Annotated in this window: 14 protein-coding genes; 2 read left to right on the top strand and 12 right to left on the bottom strand. The window is 53.6% G+C overall.

Going from position 1 to position 15,489, the window contains the following annotated elements:
- Positions 1 to 102: 102 nt before the first annotated feature.
- The 5 genes from FGL10_RS03940 to FGL10_RS03920 all read right to left on the bottom strand — a co-directional run bounded on the left by FGL10_RS03940 (position 103) and on the right by FGL10_RS03920 (position 6,771).
- Complete coding sequence (locus FGL10_RS03940) at positions 103 to 888, bottom strand: hypothetical protein (RefSeq protein WP_003707795.1); 786 nt, start codon at positions 886 to 888, stop codon at positions 103 to 105.
- Positions 889 to 912: 24 nt separating this feature from the next.
- Complete coding sequence (locus tag FGL10_RS03935; RefSeq protein ID WP_003707797.1) at positions 913 to 1,746, bottom strand: hypothetical protein; 834 nt, start codon at positions 1,744 to 1,746, stop codon at positions 913 to 915.
- A gap of 114 nt (positions 1,747 to 1,860) precedes the next feature.
- On the bottom strand, positions 1,861 to 2,517 hold the full coding sequence (locus FGL10_RS03930) for a hypothetical protein (RefSeq protein ID WP_013449045.1): 657 nt from the start codon (positions 2,515 to 2,517) through the stop codon (positions 1,861 to 1,863).
- Between the two features lie 114 nt (positions 2,518 to 2,631).
- Complete coding sequence (locus FGL10_RS03925) at positions 2,632 to 5,706, bottom strand: ATP-binding protein (RefSeq protein WP_003707803.1); 3,075 nt, start codon at positions 5,704 to 5,706, stop codon at positions 2,632 to 2,634.
- 171 nt (positions 5,707 to 5,877) lie between these two features.
- Positions 5,878 to 6,771, bottom strand: coding sequence for a helix-turn-helix transcriptional regulator (locus FGL10_RS03920; RefSeq protein ID WP_013449043.1), 894 nt, complete (start codon positions 6,769 to 6,771; stop codon positions 5,878 to 5,880).
- 210 nt (positions 6,772 to 6,981) lie between these two features.
- Between FGL10_RS03920 and relB the strand changes: the two genes are divergently transcribed.
- Positions 6,982 to 7,317, top strand: a complete 336-nt coding sequence (relB, locus tag FGL10_RS03915; RefSeq protein ID WP_003707811.1) for a type II toxin-antitoxin system RelB family anti-toxin — start codon at positions 6,982 to 6,984, stop codon at positions 7,315 to 7,317.
- A 66-nt stretch (positions 7,318 to 7,383) separates the two neighbouring features.
- On the opposite strand, the gene FGL10_RS03910 is transcribed toward relB, so the two are convergent.
- The gene (locus FGL10_RS03910) at positions 7,384 to 8,433 is read right to left on the bottom strand and encodes a pseudouridine synthase (RefSeq protein WP_036469306.1); all 1,050 of its coding nucleotides are present in this window, start codon (positions 8,431 to 8,433) and stop codon (positions 7,384 to 7,386) included.
- Between the two features lie 224 nt (positions 8,434 to 8,657).
- Between FGL10_RS03910 and pdxH the strand changes: the two genes are divergently transcribed.
- Complete coding sequence (gene pdxH / locus FGL10_RS03905) at positions 8,658 to 9,290, top strand: pyridoxamine 5'-phosphate oxidase (protein WP_003707815.1); 633 nt, start codon at positions 8,658 to 8,660, stop codon at positions 9,288 to 9,290.
- Between the two features lie 204 nt (positions 9,291 to 9,494).
- Here pdxH and FGL10_RS03900 read toward each other — a convergent pair whose 3' ends face one another.
- From FGL10_RS03900 to gatC, 6 genes are all read right to left on the bottom strand, one after another.
- A complete protein-coding gene (locus tag FGL10_RS03900; protein WP_003707818.1) occupies positions 9,495 to 10,013 on the bottom strand; it encodes a hypothetical protein in 519 nt (172 codons plus the stop codon).
- 28 nt (positions 10,014 to 10,041) lie between these two features.
- A complete protein-coding gene (locus FGL10_RS03895; RefSeq protein ID WP_003707819.1) occupies positions 10,042 to 11,052 on the bottom strand; it encodes a 2Fe-2S iron-sulfur cluster-binding protein in 1,011 nt (336 codons plus the stop codon).
- Between the two features lie 91 nt (positions 11,053 to 11,143).
- A complete protein-coding gene (gene gatB, locus FGL10_RS03890) occupies positions 11,144 to 12,574 on the bottom strand; it encodes an Asp-tRNA(Asn)/Glu-tRNA(Gln) amidotransferase subunit GatB (RefSeq protein ID WP_003707821.1) in 1,431 nt (476 codons plus the stop codon).
- A gap of 42 nt (positions 12,575 to 12,616) precedes the next feature.
- On the bottom strand, positions 12,617 to 13,549 hold the full coding sequence (locus tag FGL10_RS03885; protein WP_036475089.1) for a VirK/YbjX family protein: 933 nt from the start codon (positions 13,547 to 13,549) through the stop codon (positions 12,617 to 12,619).
- Positions 13,546 to 14,991 (bottom strand): Asp-tRNA(Asn)/Glu-tRNA(Gln) amidotransferase subunit GatA, encoded by a 1,446-nt coding sequence (gene gatA, locus FGL10_RS03880; RefSeq protein ID WP_003707825.1) that lies wholly within the window; start codon positions 14,989 to 14,991, stop codon positions 13,546 to 13,548. Before gatA ends, FGL10_RS03885 begins: the two co-directional genes overlap by 4 nt.
- 62 nt (positions 14,992 to 15,053) lie before the next feature.
- Positions 15,054 to 15,344: an Asp-tRNA(Asn)/Glu-tRNA(Gln) amidotransferase subunit GatC gene (gene gatC, locus FGL10_RS03875; RefSeq protein ID WP_036469311.1), complete on the bottom strand. Its 291-nt coding sequence runs from the start codon at positions 15,342 to 15,344 to the stop codon at positions 15,054 to 15,056.
- Between the last annotated feature and the right edge of the window lie 145 nt (positions 15,345 to 15,489).

Genomic DNA, 15,489 nt, shown 5'->3' with positions numbered 1-15,489 from the left:
AAAAACCCATATCTGTTTCCTTTCATTTTTGACGGCCCGCAAGCGGTTTTTAACCGGCGGACCGTAAGGTTTCAAACGGTATCCCGCAGGGCGGGACGCTGCCTATTTTGTGGCAACCAGCGCCTGACGGCTGACGATGCCGCCGGCGTTGACGAGGGCGGGCAGCCATTGTTCGGCGACGGTGTCGCCGGTCGGTGTTGCGCGGGTGTGTTCTTTCATATTGAACGCCGTGCCGGCGGCGATGTTTTTCAATGAGGCGAGGTTGTAGCCTTCGGTATAGGAGAGGTTGTGGATGTCGATGCAGCCCTTCAGGATGGCCAGCTCGCTTTCCGTGGCGGCGCGCCTTTGGGCGTCGCAGCGTTTTTTGAGGTCGTCCCAGACGCGCTCGACCTGCTTCCATTGGGAAACGATGGCGACGGTACGGACCAGCTTGGGCAGTTTTTCTATGTCGGCATATTTGCCCAACAAGCCCTGCTCCAATGCGGCATCATGCTCCAGCGCCATTTGGAACCTGATTTGTTCTTCGATTTTGTCCAGCATTTGTTTTTTTGCTTCTTCGGCGGCTTTCCCTCCTCCGGCGCGGGCGCGTTCCTGCGCTTCCTGCAGGGCGCGTTCGAGTCGGGCAGTGTGTTCGGCGTGCTGCGCTTGGGCGGCGTGAAGCTGCCGCTCCAGTTGTTCGGCGCGCTGTTTTTCTTCTTTCAGGGCGCGTTCGAGTTCGGCGGCGTGTTCGGCGTGCCGCGCTTGGGCGGTGTGAAGCTGCCGCTCCGCTTGTTCGGCATGCGCGCCGTTTTCAGACGGCATACCGGCGCGTCCTTCGGGGCGGTCGAGCTTGTTGTTGATACTGCTCAATAGTTTGATGATTTCGGGCAGACATTCTTTGATTTTCATAACTGTCTCCTATTTCGGTCGGGCTTATTCGAAGAAAAAACGCATTTCGGGGCGGATGTTCAGGTTTGAGGGCAGCTCTGCACAAAATTCGCGCAGCCTCTCCTGTTCTTGAACGGGCATGGCCTGCAGGCGTTTTTTCATTTGGGCGACGGTGTGGTTGTCGGGTTCGGGGAAGGGCGAGGGGACCTCGGGCAGGTTGTACCTTCCGGCCAGCAGCGCAAGGTCGGAAGGTTTGACGCTGTTCCAGAAGTTGCGGTACAGCACGGGCAGGTAGGTGGCCAGTTGTTCCATACTCGGACGGTCGAGCAGGGCGAGCTGTGCTTTGAGGCGGTTGATTTCGGCTTCAAGGACATGGCGTTCGCCGCCGAGTTTCTCCATGGCTTCTTTTATCTTTTCCTGTTCTTCATGATGGCGGGCCAGGTCGCGCTCGTGCTCTTTGAGCAGGGCTTCGTCTTGATAGCGCAGGCTGCCTTCGACGGTCGGAATCAGTACGCTTGCCAGCCATTGGGTGTCGTGGTGGGCGGTTTCGCCTTTTTTGAGCGGTTTGACGAGGACGGCGCGCTCTTTTGCCGATTGCCATAAAACCAGCTGCCAGCTTTCGTTGCCGAGTTTGCCGAAGGTTTCGGGCAGGCCGCGCGCGTAACCCGGCCGGTCGGCAACGATAAAGAAATCCACTTCTTTCAGATTGTCGGAAGAGTTGAGGTATTCGTTGATTTTTTCGACGATTTCGGCGGCGGTCTTGTTCTTGAGACTGTTGCGCCCTTCCCGGAAAACGGGGTAAACGCGCCAGACGGATTGTTCTTGTTCAAATACCTGTATTTCGTCTTGTACGATAATCAGGGCGAAGCTTTTTTTCATATTGCATCCTTGTCGGAAATGCCGGCATATTGCGCCGGCCTGGTTTCGATATCGGCGGCAATGCCGTCTGAAGGTTGAAGTACCCTTTCAGACGGCATACTCCGTCAGTATTTTTTAGGAGAAATTTTTCAGGTAGTTTGAGTAGTTGTCCCCGGCTTCGAGGATTCTCGTTTCGATCACTGAATCGGAATCGGGCGAACCGCTGGCTTTTTCGTGCAGAATCAGCTGTTCTTCCATGTCCATGCTGTCTGCGCCGTCGAGTTTGCGGTCGAAGTAGTCTGCGACCCTGTCCATGCTGAGGTTGCCGCTTTTGAGCCAGCCGAGCATACGCTCGCCCGTAAAGAAGCCGGAATCGCCGGCGGCAAGTATCATCATGCGCCCCGCCGTACCCGTTTGCAGGTCGAATTTTTCCTCAATGCCGCGCGCAACGACGGATATGCCCGCCCATTGCTTGTCTTTCATGGAAATCTCTTTGCTGCGCTCGGGGTCGAGCTTGAAGTTTTGAATGGCGGCAAGGTATTCGTCGTATTTCTCGAATTTTTCGGGAACGATGCCCGCCGCTTCCGCCTGGATGGCGCGGTCTCCGATATCGGGGATATCCTGCTTCTGGGCAACAATGCCCAATGCCTGGCCGATGGTTTTGGCTACCTGGCAGACGATGTCGATGGCGGAAGAGATGATGGAAAGGCTGGTGCCTAAACCTCTGGCAAATGAACCGGCGACAGAGCATACGCTGCTGACGGCTGAACAAACGGAAGACCAAAAACCCATATGAATACTCCTTTTAAGTGTTGTTTGAGATAGTAGGCCGCGCGAGGCGGATGCCGTCTGAAAATCAGACCTGACGCTTTTCAGACGGCATTTGTAGCCGACGGCGGTTTTGCTTTAAATCAGGCTGCATTTGCCCAAAGTTTTTGTTACGGCGTTGCGCAACTTGCTGTCCGGTGCGATGCGGTCGGTCAAGCTGCCGGCATCGGTTTCAAGTATGCCGATGAGGGTATCCAGCGCGGTTTGCAGTTGGGCAAAGTTTTTTTGCCCGTTCAAAATGCCGGTCGGCTGCGCGTCTTTCATGACGGCGGCGATAAGCTGTGCCGTCGTTTGCCGATCCAAAGCCGTTTCCTGCCGCATCTGCGCAATCTGTACGGCAAGGCGGCCGGCGATTTTTTGCGCCATCGTTTTGCCGGGTTCGTAGAACCGGCCGTTGTTGCCGTCTGCAAGCTGTGCGACAGATACCAGCATATTGGCAAGCCGACGGGCATATGACACGGCGCGTGCAAAGGCTTCTGGCGTGTGCAGCAGGTTCAGGCGGCGGACGGACGGAAAGAGGCGTTCGGATTGGAGCCAAAGCTGCTCCTGTCCGATTTTTTGGATTTCGCCTTCTTCAATCTCTTCGGCAACGGTGTTGACGAGCTGGTCGATTTGCGCGCGTACGGGGGCATGCCATCCGCCGCTGTAAATGACGGTTTCGCCGGGTGCGAGCAGGGGCAGGAAATCTTTCTGTTCGTCATTCAGACTCATGGTGTCGCCGATGCTGCTGCGGTCGTCGGCGGCAAAAAGGCGGTGGATAATCTTGGTATTGGTGTTTTTCAATACGTCTGATACCAGCTTGTTGGGAATCTGGTCGGCTATCACCAGGCATTCGCCGTATTTGCGGACTTCTGCCAAAAGGTTGGCAAACATTTCTACACCGAGTTTTTTGGAGCCGTCCGCGCCGGGTTCGGGCTTGGAGAGGAGGCGGTGCGCTTCTTCGACGAGGGTAATGTGCCTGAAGCGGTTGTCGGTACGGTGGCGCTGTTTCATGCATTCCGCCAAACGTCCGATAATCAGCCCCATGAAGAAGGCTTTGTCTTCTTCGTCTTTGAGTTCGTCCAATTCGATGACGACTTTCTGGTCGAGCAGCTTGTCGAAATCGAGGGAGCGGGGCGTGTTGATCATGGTGCCGCGTATGCCCTTGGTCAGGCTTTCAAGGCGGGAAACCAGCGAGCCTCTGTATTTTTCTTCAAATTCTTTGCCCATGCCGGCGGCTTTGATGACGTTGTCGAGTTCGGCAATCATTTCGCTGAAGGTCGGCCAGACGCTTTCTTCGGTGTTCCAAGGATCGTCAACCAGGTAGTTGGTGTTGTTGGCAATGTCCCAGCCTTTGAGCTGATACGACCGGATAATCGCGGTTTCTATGATGAAGGGCATGGAGGCCTCCATAGGGAATACTGCGGCCATCGTGGCTTTGAGCATGCTGATGTGTCCGGTCAGGTTTTGGTGTTTGGATACCAGCTCGAAAGGATTGAGGCGGAATGTGGTCAGGTCTTCCCGTCCGAGGCTGTAATACTGCACGCCTTCTACTTGCCGGTTGAGGGCGCGGTATTCGGTTTTCGCCGGTTCGATGACGGTAAAGGGGAAGCCTGTTTCCAAAAGCAGCTTCATGCAGGTGGTGGTTTTGCCTGCACCGGTTACGCCGGTTACGAAGACGTGTTTGTTTAATGCGTCGGTCGGGATTTCGACGGGTTTGCTTTCGAGTATCCTGCCTTCTTGTTTGACCTTGCCGAGTTTGACGGTCGGGGTGTCTTTGCCGCCGTCTACGGTATTGACGGCAAACGACACGCTTTTGCGCAGCTTGATGCCGGGCAGCTCGATACAGGGCAGGCCGGTCAGCAGCGCCAGCTCACGGGTGTTGAGCCATGTGGCGCAGGCAAGCGTGCCGCCGTCCTGTTTGGGTATGCTGTGTACGGTGGTGCTGTCTGCCTGTTCTTGGAGGTATTTGCCGTCTGAAAACCGGCGGATCTGCAAAATGTCTTCAAAAGCGGGGTGTTTCAGGGTTTCCAGCCTGTGGACGCGCAAGGGGGTAAAGGCGGCTTTCGAGCCTTGGAAAATCGCCAGTACGCTGCGGGACAGCCGTTCGTAGGTGTCGCTGTCTTCGGAGCAGAGGTAAACGGCGGCGCGGAACATGCCTTTGCTCAAGCCCAAACGGAAGCGTTCGATCTGGGTGTCGTTCAGGTGGCTTTGAATCTGCTCGTAATGTTTGTTGACGTTTTCGCGGGTCAGCGAGAACGATGTGCCTTGGTTGCGGGTGTCGCTGGTGGACTCGCTGATGCCTTTGTTGGTGGAGGTGGAGGTGCCGCTGTTTGTGCCTGTCTGTATGCTTGAGTTTGTTCCTTTGGTGTCGCTTATTCCGCTGTTGGAACTGCTGCTTGATGTGCCTGAGCTTGTCCCCTTACTCTCGGAAACCCCCTTGGTTTCGCTTCGGCTTTCCCCTTTGTTTTCTCCATGGGTTACGCCTTCGGATGTCCCTTTGGTAATGCCCCTGCTGCTGCCTTCGTTTTCCGATTGTTGCAGCGAGTATTTGGTTTTTGCGGACAGGCGGGTGGAGAGGTCGTAGATGTCGGACAGGGTTTTGTAAACGGCGGATTCGCTGCCCGGTTCGGCAACGACAACCATCTGCCATGTGCTGCTGCCCATGGTGTTGACCAGGCGTTCAATGCTTTGAAAGTCTTCGCCCTCAACGAGGTTGTTTTCTTCATTGAAGGACGGTACGCCGGTTACGATGCCGACGTTGCCTGCTTTGGCAAACAGCGCGGGGAAGCCGCCGTCGTCTTTGACGTTTTCTAATACCGCACCTAAAAAGTTGCCTTCAAAAGACTGTTTCAGCATTTTGGCATCGTCGGCAACATCGTTGCCGCGTTTTCCCGCCACGCCGATAAAGAGGTCTATGCCTTCGGGTTTGCCGGAAAGGATATAGACGATGGCGTTTTCTTTGTTGGCAAGGTTGGACAATACGTTTGCCATCGCCATGCGGTATTGTTCGGCCTTCCCTTCGGTGATTTCTTTGACCCGGTAAAAGCGGTAACCCATCCGGTCTGCGGGGAGGCCGGCCTCGGTGCTGATTCGGGAAAGGTCGGGAAATTGCGCGTCGGCAGAGGTAACTGCGTTTTGCAGTGAGTCGGATAGGGTTTTCAGGTTGCTCATAAAAGTTTCCTTTGCGGTTTGCTTTGAAAGTTACTTCCAAATCCGGTTGTTGATTTTGACTGCTGAATAAGTTAAGCCCGGTGTGGGGGCGGATATGGGTGCAAGGTTTTTTAATATTTGCGGCGTTTTGGGCCGGGGATTCTTCCGCCGGACATAATTTCTTCCTTTTGATTAGTTGTTTAAATAATCACGCAGTCTTTGTTCCAGCTTTTGCTGCAATTCAATCGGCGACACAATTTTCGCCATCGGTATCCAATATTGCACAATCGGTACGATTTCATTTTCGTGAATGTTTTTACACGCGAGCAATAGGCCGCCGTCGTCTAAGCGGCGTACGGTTTCTTGATTGGGCAACAGGTTGCGGCGCAGGAAATAGGGTGCGGCCCGGGCGGTAACTTGCACAATCACTTCGCTTAATTGGTTGCCGTGTGAAATGCTGTCGTTTTCTCTAATGGCTGCCTGAAAAACCGGATTGGGGGTAAAGGTTGTGCTGTCGGCTTCGATGCCGGACATTTGGGTGAAGCAGAAGGTTTTCTGCCGTCCGGCTTCGCAGTCGATGCCGATAAGGTACCAGATGCCGTTGCGGTTGATGAGGGCGTAGGGTTCGAGCGTGTAGTATTTGCCGCTTTCCTGCCCGGCTTTGCGGTAGTTGAAATGCAGTTTGCGGTTTTGGGCAACGGCGTTGCGGACAGTGTCGAATTCATGCTGCTTGCCTTTAATGTCTTCGTATTGGAAGCCTTTTATTTGTACGCTTTGGGTGAGATGGTCTTGATAAAATTCGCGGTCGATTTGGGGCAATAAGTCTTGAATGCTGCAGAAGTTGGCGAAGCGTTCGATGTCTTCGGGATAGAGGTGTCCGAGTTTGCTTTTGTCGAGGCTGTAATAACGCGCGCCTTGTTCGTTCCAGGCGAGAAAGCCCAGGCGTTCGTTGAGGTCGCGCTGGATGGTGCGGACGTTGGTTTGAAATTCTTGGGCAAGCTGCCGGATGTCGAGCCTTTCGCCGGTGTTGAGTTTGTGGAGGATGCGGCTCAGACGGTAGGCGAGCTGTTCGTGTTTGGTGCTCATGTTTCAGGAAATCAATGTTGTCGATTGGGCAAATTATATGGGACGGGAATGCGCGGTTGTGTCGCACTCCGGCAGCCGCTTATTATTTTTTGTAAAGATTATACCGTTTTTTTGTTATTTTTAAAGAATTTTATTCTTATTTAAGAATTTAAAGCCGTTCTTTAAAGAGGGCGAATATCGGATATTTGCCTTTTTGGAGTGTGGGCGGATATGGTGAAATCTCCTATCAATCAGACGGTCGGACGGGCGATGGCGAAATGGCGCAAGGTAAGCGGTTTGACGCAGGCGCAGTTGGCGGAGCGTTTGAATTTGAGTCTGGATGCGGTGTCTCGGTTGGAAAGGGGGAATATTGCGCTGACGGTGGAGCGGTTGGTGGAGTTGGCGGAGATTTTCGGTTGTGAAACGGCTGATTTGCTGGGGGAAGGCAGTACGCGCGTGCGCGATCAGGCAGTCCGGCTGGAATCTTTATTGGGACGTTTGGACGAGGAGGAGCGGGTCGGCCTGTTGGATTTGGTTGGGAAAATGGTGGATTGGAAGAGGGGTTAAGCAGTTTATGGGGATGCCGTCTGAAACAGCAGGTGTTTCAGACGGCATTTTTGTGTTTTGGCGGGTTTAGGCTTTTTTGCGGCGGCGTTCGCCCGGCAGCAGCATATCCGCCCATTTGAGGATGTTGGCGACTTCGGCGGGGTTGAGTTCGTAGAACTGTCCGCGTTTGAGGCGGTTGGGCAGTCCGATGGGGCCGAAGCCGACGCGCACGAGGCGGCTGACGGTGAGACCTTGGCTTTCGAATATGCGGCGCACTTCGCGGTTGCGGCCTTCTTTAATCACGACGTTGTACCATTTGTTTGCGCCTTCGCCGCCTTGTTCGTAGATGCGTTCGACTTTTGCCAAGCCGTCTTCGAGCATCACGCCTTCTTCGGTGAGGCTGCGCATTTGTTCGGTGGTCAGCCCGCCCAGTACGCGCACGGCGTATTCACGTTCAACTTCGAAGCTGGGGTGGGCGAAACGTTGGACGAGTTCGCCGGAGGTGGTCAGGATGAGCAGGCCGCTGGTGTTGATGTCCAAGCGTCCGATGGCGACCCAGCGGCTGCTGGCGGCCTGCGGCAGGCGGTCGAAGATACTGACGCGGCCTTGCGGATCGTCGCGGGAAACGATTTCGCCTTCTTGTTTGTAATACAGGATGATGCGCGGCAGGCGGTCTGCCCATTTGAGCTTGATGATACTGCCTTTGACGGTAACGTGGTCGTCGGGGGTAACTTTGTCGCCCAGTTGCGCGGTTTTGCCGTTGACCGTTACCCAGCCGTTGTTGATCCATTCTTCCATTTCGCGGCGCGAGCCGACGCCGGACGCGGCAAGCACTTTTTGCAGGCGTTCGGGTTCAAAATGTGAAAGGTCGCTGCGGCGTTCTTTCAAATCGCGCGCGTGTTCCATAATTTTTTGGTTGGGATTGCGGACGACGAGTTTTTTGGCTTTGGCGGCGCGCTGTTTGAGGACGTTTTGAGGCTTGATGCCGTCTGAAGCTTTTTGTCCGTAAGCTTGGGCGGCGGTTTTGCCCGTTTCGCCTTTGGGACGGGCTTTGCTTTTGAAAGGTTTGGCGGTTTTCTTGGCAGACGGGGCTGCGCCGTCGCGCCATTGGCGTTTGCTGGTGGGCTGTTTGGACATCATTTTTCCTAACTCGCCTGATAAGGCGGTTCTTCTGCGGCGTGTGCGGCAGGACGGGTTGATAAAATGCCGCCCTCGGTCGGACGGTTCGATATTGTACCTTATGCGGCGTGTTTGCGGATGAAATCGTTGTTGCGGCTTGGGGTCGGGGCAAAGTTTGTGCAACGGTTGAAATCGGTTTGCGTGCGGGAGTAGAATCTTTCAAATGATAAGAGGAGCGGTAAATGGATTTGCACAATATTCGGGAAGATTACAGCAAACGGGAATTGTCGGAAGCCGATTGCGCCGATAATCCGATCGAGCAGTTCGAGCGGTGGTTGGACGAGGCGGTACGCGCACAGGTCAACGAGCCGACGGCGGTCAATGTGGCGGCGGTCGACGGACGCGGCAGACCCAACAGCCGTATGGTGCTGCTGAAGGAAGTTAATTCTGAAGGTTTTGTTTTCTTTACGAATTATCACAGTCGCAAGGGGCGTTCGCTGGATGCCCGTCCATTTGCGGCGATGACGTTTTTCTGGCCGGAGCTGGAGCGTCAGGTGCGCGTGGAAGGGCGTGTTGAAAGGCTGGCGGAGAAGTTGTCGGACGAATATTTTGAGAGCCGCCCGTATCAGAGCCGTTTGGGTGCGTGGGCAAGCGCGCAGAGCGAGGTAATTCCGAACAAGGCGGTATTGGTGGCAAAGGCGGCGGCGGTCGGACTCAAACATCCTCTGCACGTTCCCCGTCCGCCGCATTGGGGCGGCTATATTGTGATTCCCGATTTGCTTGAGTTTTGGCAGGGCAGGCCGAGCAGGCTGCACGACCGCATCCAATACCGTTTGCTGGACGGCGGCTGGATACGCGAGCGGCTGTCGCCTTGAACGGGAAAAACATATGCCGTCTGAAAACCGGAATCGGGCTTCAGACGGCATTTTTTATGGGGAAAATACGGACGGGAAGTTTTTTGTGTTCCGAACGGAAAGCCCGAATCCTCTTTTGAGGTTATCTAAAACAAGATTTAATTCAGTCATAAGCTTCTCATGATGAAAAATGTAAACATGGTTTTCTATAACTTATTCTATTAATTATGTATTCAATAAACTCAAATCATCATTTGTTGGAATAGTAAGGTGATTTTCATTATTTCTAAATTCCCCATTAACATATTCTGAGAATGCACATGTTTTGCAGCAATAAACTAATCTATTAGTCTCGATTTCCTTCCATAAATCAAAACCATAGGTGCCATGGCAAATATTACATTCCATATCTGGTTCTTGAATAATAAATAAATTCTCTAAAAAATTTTGTAGCGATTGATAAATATATGAATTTTTTCTTTGCATGGAAATATCTATTTGCCGTTTAAGAGCTTTTAAATCGTAAAAACTAATTAGTGATTTTTTTATTGGATAATTAGGGATATCTAAAATTTCTATATTCATAAATTTAGAAATATTTGAACGGTGATCTAAAAATTCTTTCTCTAAACTAGGATAATCATGTAACCATTTAAGAATTAAAGTTGCGAGTAAGATATGATCTACATTATTACCTATACCCTCTATTTTTTCTTTTAAAGAAAGTATTATTTTTTTTTGCATAATTACTGCCTTTTACTATACCGGGGAATTATGATGCGGACGGCGTGAATGCGTCGGAGAAAAACAAGTTTTCCGGCAGCTTATGCTGTTGCACAAACAGATTCTTTGCCTGTTCGGTCATAGCCGGAGAGCCGCAGGCAAATACTTCGTATTCCGACAGGTCGGGGTGGTCTTGTGCCGCGATGTCTTGTACGTGGCCTTTTCTTCCCTGCCAGCCCTCTCCGGGGCGGGACAATACGGGGGTGAAGCAGGCGTTTTTCAGACGGTCTGCCAACGCTTGCGCTTCTTCGAGCGCGTACAAATCATCTTGATGACGCGCGCCCCAGTAGAAATGGACGGCGCGGCTGCTGTCTTGGCGGACAAGGTCGAGCAGGATGCTGCGGATGGGGGCATAGCCTGTGCCGGTTGCCAGCAGGATGACGGGTTTGCCGCTGTCTTCCTGCAAGGTAAACGAACCGAGCGGGCCTTTAACGCGGACGATGCCTTTTTCTTTGACTTTGGGTTCGCTGCCGAAAATCATTTCCGAGCAGACACCGTTTTCGCGCCTGCGGATGTGCAGTTCCAAAATGCCTTCTTGGTCGGGCGAATTGGCGATGGAGTAGCTGCGGCTGACGTTGCCCGGCAGCAGTAAATCAATGTATTGCCCGGCATAGAAGGCAAACGGCGGGGCTTTGGGCAGGGCAAGTTTCAGGAGGGCGACATCGTGTTTGAAAATAATACTTTCGATGCGTGCGGGCAGGGTGCGGACGGGTAGGGCATCGGCTTTGTAGCCGGGGATGTTGATGCTGATATCGCTTTGCGCGGTGGTGCGGCACATCAAAATCTTGCCTTGCGCTTTTTCTGCTTCGGATAAAGCCTGTTCCGAGTGTCCGCCCATTTGAATATCGCCGCTGACCAGTTCGGCTTTGCATTGTCCGCAGACACCGTTTTTGCAGGAATGGGGCAGATTAAGGTTTTGTCGGGCGGCGGCGGCTAAAACGGTTTCTCCTTCGCCGGTGGTAAAGGTGGTTTGGTCGGGCAGGGTAACGGTGTGGTTCATGGAATATTGTTTTTTATGCTGTTTTAATGTGGTCAGACTGTGAAAATGCCGTCTGAACGTCGGATCTGGGTTTCAGACGGCATCTTGCTTATTAGGCAAGTTTGGCTTTAATCAGTTCTTGAACTTGCGCGGGATTGGCTTTGCCTTTGCTGGCCTTCATCACTTGTCCCACAATCGCATTCAGGGCTTTTTCGTTGCCGGATTTGAATTGTTCTACGGCTTTGGCGTTGTTTGCCAGCACTTCGTCCACCATGGCTTCAACTGCGCCGGTATCGGTCATCTGCTGCAAGCCGTGTTTTTCGATGATTTCGGCAATAGTGGCTTCGGATTCCGCCCACATAGCCTCAAAGGCTTTTTTCGCCAGTTTGCCGCTTAATGTGCCGTCGGCGATTTTGCCCACCAGCGCGGCGAGGCGCGGGGCGGTAATCGGGCTGTCGGCAAGTTCTAGGCCGGCTTTGTTCAGTGCGGCGGCGAGTTCGCCGTTCATCCAGTTGGCAGTCGGCTTGCCTTGTCCGCTCTCTTTGGCGGCTTCTTCAAAATAGGCGGCCTGTGCGCGGCTTGCGGTGAGCAGGCGCGCGTCGTAGTCGCTCACACCGTAATCCGCCACGAAACGCGCTGCCATTTCTTTCGGCAACTCGGGCATTTCTGCTTTGGCTTTTTGCATTTGGGCGTCTGAAATGATGACGGGCAGCAAATCAGGGTCGGGGAAGTAGCGGTAGTCGTGCGCATCTTCTTTCAGGCGCATTACGCGGGTTTCGCCTTTTTCGGGATCGAACAGCATCGTCGCCTGCTGTACTTTGCCGCCGTCTTCCAAAATCTCGATTTGCGCTTCCACTTCGTAATTAATCGCCTGCTCCAAGAAGCGGAAGGAATTGAGGTTTTTAATCTCGCGGCGCGTGCCGAAATCTTCTTGACCTTTCGGGCGCACGGATACGTTGGCATCGACGCGGAACGAACCTTCCGCCATATTGCCGTCGCAAATGTCCAGCCAGGTTACCAAGCTGTGCAAGGCTTTGGCGTAGGCAACGGCTTCGGCGGCGGAGCGCAATTCCGGTTCGGATACGACTTCCAATAAAGGCGTGCCGGCGCGATTCAGGTCGATACCGGTCGCGCCGTTCAAGCCTTCATGCACGGACTTGCCCGCGTCTTCTTCCATATGGGCGCGGGTTACGTTGATGGTTTTCATATCGTCACCGACCACGATTTCCAATTTGCCGTGTTCGACAATCGGCAAATCCAACTGGCTGATTTGATAGCCTTTTGGTAAGTCGGGATAGAAGTAGTTTTTGCGGTCGAACACGTTTTTCCGGTTGATTTTCGCATCTAAAGCCAAACCCAATTTGATGGCTTTCTCAACGACTTCGCGGTTCATCACAGGCAAAACTCCCGGCAGCGCGCATTCTACCACGCTGGCGTGCGCGTTGGGTTCTGCGCCGAATGCGGTCGATGCGCCGCTGAAGATTTTGGATTTGGTGTTCAATTGGACGTGGATTTCCAAGCCGATTACGGTTTCCCAGGTCATAAGAGGTTCTTTCTCTAAAATATCAATTCGATAGTCTTCGCGTCAGGCTGTCCGGCGGGGCGGTTTTTCCGTTTGGATGCCGTCTGAAATGCTGCGTGCTTTTGTTTTCAGACTGTCCTTCATCTCTGCAACCATGTTGTCCAGCATTTCATAACGCTTGCGGTACATCGAGCGTTTTTTGCTTTCGATGTCGGCAAGGTCTTTGCGGGCGGGGGTTTGGGGGAGATGCCAGTAGCCGTCCCGTTCCAAACTTGCGCCGTATTCCTGCCAGAATGCGTCGTAATTCATTTTGACGCGCTTTTTAAGTTTCCAGCGTAATTTGACCTGATGTTTTTGTGCAATGCCTATCGCGCCGTCTAATTTTAATGCGGCGGCGAAATATTGCAGTGCGGTTACCATCAGTTGTTGGGGACGCAGGCCGTGGAGTTGTTTGGTGATGCGGCGGACGGTGTCTTTGGCCTCTTCGCCCGAAGGCCCTTGTACGGAGGCTGTCAGCAGGTGTGTGCCGACAAAGGCGAAGGTCGCCATATACAGCCGGTTGCCTGCTTCGTCGCGCAAAGATAAAGACCACGCGCCTTCTTCGACGCAGTTGTCGTTGCGGTTGAGCCACAAGCTGATGCCGTCTGAAAGGTGCGCCAAGACCAAATGGAAGCGGTAGTCTTCCATTTGGTGCAGGATGTCTGTGCCGAACAGTTTTTCCGCTATGAGAAAATCTGCCGTCATCGCATCTAAACGGCGTTTGCAGTTAAAACGCCTGTCAACAAATTCGCGCAGCAGCGGATAGGCATTTTGCGGGCAGTGAAGGAACAGCCCCTGACGGATAGGGGAGGCGTTGACAAACTGCTCGAAGGCGTAAATTTCTTTTTTTCCGAAAAATTTTCGCAATGTGTATTTTAAATGTTGCAGCCGATATAAAGGCGCATAGCTGTAAACGGTGCGAAAATCGGGGAAAGTAAAGGTGCGGTTCTGCTTCATTCGGGTCGTTTGCCGTGCCAATCGCTGTTGAGTTGGATTTGATGCGCCGCACCGAGGATTTTGGCTTCGGCGAAGTAGTTGCCGATAAGCTGTACACCGATGGGCAGTCCGCCGCCGCTGAAACCTGCGGGCAGGGTCAATGCGGGCAGTCCTGCGAGGTTGACGGCGATGGTATAGATATCGCTCAAGTAGGTTTCAACCGGCGAAGCATCCGCTCCGATTTTGGGGGCGGCAGTGGGTGCGGTCGGCGCGAGGATGAGGTCGCACCGTGCAAATGCCGTCTGAAAGTCATCGGCAACGAGACGGCGCAGTTTTTGGGCTTTGAGATAGTAGGCATCGTAGTAGCCGTGCGACAGTACATAAGTGCCGATCATGATGCGGCGTTTGACTTCGCTGCCGAAACCTTCGGCGCGGGTTTTGCCGTACATTTCTTCCAAATCGCCGAATTGGGCGGCACGGTGTCCGTAACGTACGCCGTCGTAACGTGAAAGGTTGGTGCCGGCTTCCGCCGAAGCGAGGACGTAGTAGGCGGGAATGGACAGCTTGGTTTGCGGCAGGGAAACTTCGACCAATTCCGCGCCTTGGGTTTTCAGCAAATCAATGGTGTTTTGCAATGCCGTCTGAACATCGGCACTGTTGCCTTCGCCGAAATATTCTTTGGGCAGGCCGATTTTCAAACCTTTGAGCGGTTGGTTCAAATCGCGGGTGTAGCCTTCTTTTTCACGTTCGAGACTGGTGGAGTCTTTGGGGTCGAAACCTGCCATCGCGTTCAACAGAATCGCGCAGTCTTCGGCGGTTTGCGCCATCGGGCCGGCCTGGTCGAAGCTGGAGGCGTAGGCGACCATACCGAAGCGGGAAACCGTGCCGTATGTGGGTTTGATACCGGTGATGCCGCAGTGCGATGCGGGTTGGCGGATGGAGCCGCCTGTGTCCGAACCGAGCGCGGCAGGGGCGAGGCGTGCGGCAACGACGGCTGCCGAACCGCCGGACGAACCGCCGGGGACGTGTTCGGGATTCCATGGGTTTTTGGTCGCGCCGTAGAACGAGTTTTCATTGGTCGAACCCATAGCGAACTCGTCCATATTGGTGCGTCCGAGCGTTACCATACCTTCGTCGAGCAGGTTTTGGACGACGGTGGCGGTGTAGGGGGAGATGAAGTTGTCGAGCATTTTGGACGCGCACGCGCTGCGCCAGCCGGTTTGGCAGAAAATATCTTTGTAGGCGACGGGCACGCCGGTAAGCGCGGAGGCGTTGCCCTGCGCGATACGTTCGTCGGCGGCGCGGGCTTCGGCGAGGGTTTTTTCGGGGTTCAGCGTGATGTAGCCGTTGAGGGCGGGATTTTTTTCGGCGATGGCGGCGAGGTATTCGTTTGCCAGTTCGACGGCGGAAATCTGTTTGGACTGCAACAGGCTGCCCGCCTGTTTCAATGTGTATTGTGTCATAAATCTTCCATCCCTAAAGGGTTTCAGGCGGTATTTCTGATGCCGTCTGAAGCGTATTCGGATTATTCTTCGATAACTTGCGGTACGATGTACAGGCGGTTGCGTACTTCCGGAGCGACCGCCTGATATTCGGCGGCGCGGTCGGTTTCGGTTACTTCGTCTTCGCGCAGGCGCAGGGCGGCCTCGTGCGGGTGCGCCATCGGTTCGATGCCGTCTGTGTTAATGGTTTGCATCTGTTCGACTATAGCGAAAATGTCGTTCAATTCCTGAAGGGACTTTTCTTTTTCTTCCGCAGTCAGGTGCAGTCGGGAGAGTCGGGCGATTTTGTCTACGTCGGCAAGTGTCAGTGCCATGAAAAGCATCCTTGTCTGATGGTAAAGATACCGTCGTTCGGGTATGATGGGGTGTATTGCTTGAATTTTTAATTATAACGGAAAAATCCGTTGCGGCGGCAATTTGCAGCATCGGATGCCTGCCGCACGGGTTTGAAGGAGGGGA

The organism is Neisseria lactamica (genome assembly GCF_901482445.1).
GTDB lineage: Bacteria > Pseudomonadota > Gammaproteobacteria > Burkholderiales > Neisseriaceae > Neisseria > Neisseria lactamica.
This window is presented reverse-complemented; position numbering and strand designations above follow the sequence as displayed.

Coding starts and splice junctions, on each gene's coding strand:
- FGL10_RS03900 (WP_003707818.1), bottom strand. CDS start 10,013: ATGCAAAAAAAAATAATACTTTCTTTAAAAGAAAAAATAGAGGGTATA.
- FGL10_RS03920 (WP_013449043.1), bottom strand. CDS start 6,771: ATGAGCACCAAACACGAACAGCTCGCCTACCGTCTGAGCCGCATCCTC.
- FGL10_RS03930 (WP_013449045.1), bottom strand. CDS start 2,517: ATGGGTTTTTGGTCTTCCGTTTGTTCAGCCGTCAGCAGCGTATGCTCT.
- pdxH (WP_003707815.1), top strand. CDS start 8,658: ATGGATTTGCACAATATTCGGGAAGATTACAGCAAACGGGAATTGTCG.
- FGL10_RS03940 (WP_003707795.1), bottom strand. CDS start 888: ATGAAAATCAAAGAATGTCTGCCCGAAATCATCAAACTATTGAGCAGT.
- FGL10_RS03935 (WP_003707797.1), bottom strand. CDS start 1,746: ATGAAAAAAAGCTTCGCCCTGATTATCGTACAAGACGAAATACAGGTA.
- FGL10_RS03895 (WP_003707819.1), bottom strand. CDS start 11,052: ATGAACCACACCGTTACCCTGCCCGACCAAACCACCTTTACCACCGGC.
- FGL10_RS03925 (WP_003707803.1), bottom strand. CDS start 5,706: ATGAGCAACCTGAAAACCCTATCCGACTCACTGCAAAACGCAGTTACC.
- gatB (WP_003707821.1), bottom strand. CDS start 12,574: ATGACCTGGGAAACCGTAATCGGCTTGGAAATCCACGTCCAATTGAAC.
- FGL10_RS03885 (WP_036475089.1), bottom strand. CDS start 13,549: ATGAAGCAGAACCGCACCTTTACTTTCCCCGATTTTCGCACCGTTTAC.
- FGL10_RS03910 (WP_036469306.1), bottom strand. CDS start 8,433: ATGTCCAAACAGCCCACCAGCAAACGCCAATGGCGCGACGGCGCAGCC.
- gatA (WP_003707825.1), bottom strand. CDS start 14,991: ATGACACAATACACATTGAAACAGGCGGGCAGCCTGTTGCAGTCCAAA.
- gatC (WP_036469311.1), bottom strand. CDS start 15,344: ATGGCACTGACACTTGCCGACGTAGACAAAATCGCCCGACTCTCCCGA.
- relB (WP_003707811.1), top strand. CDS start 6,982: ATGGTGAAATCTCCTATCAATCAGACGGTCGGACGGGCGATGGCGAAA.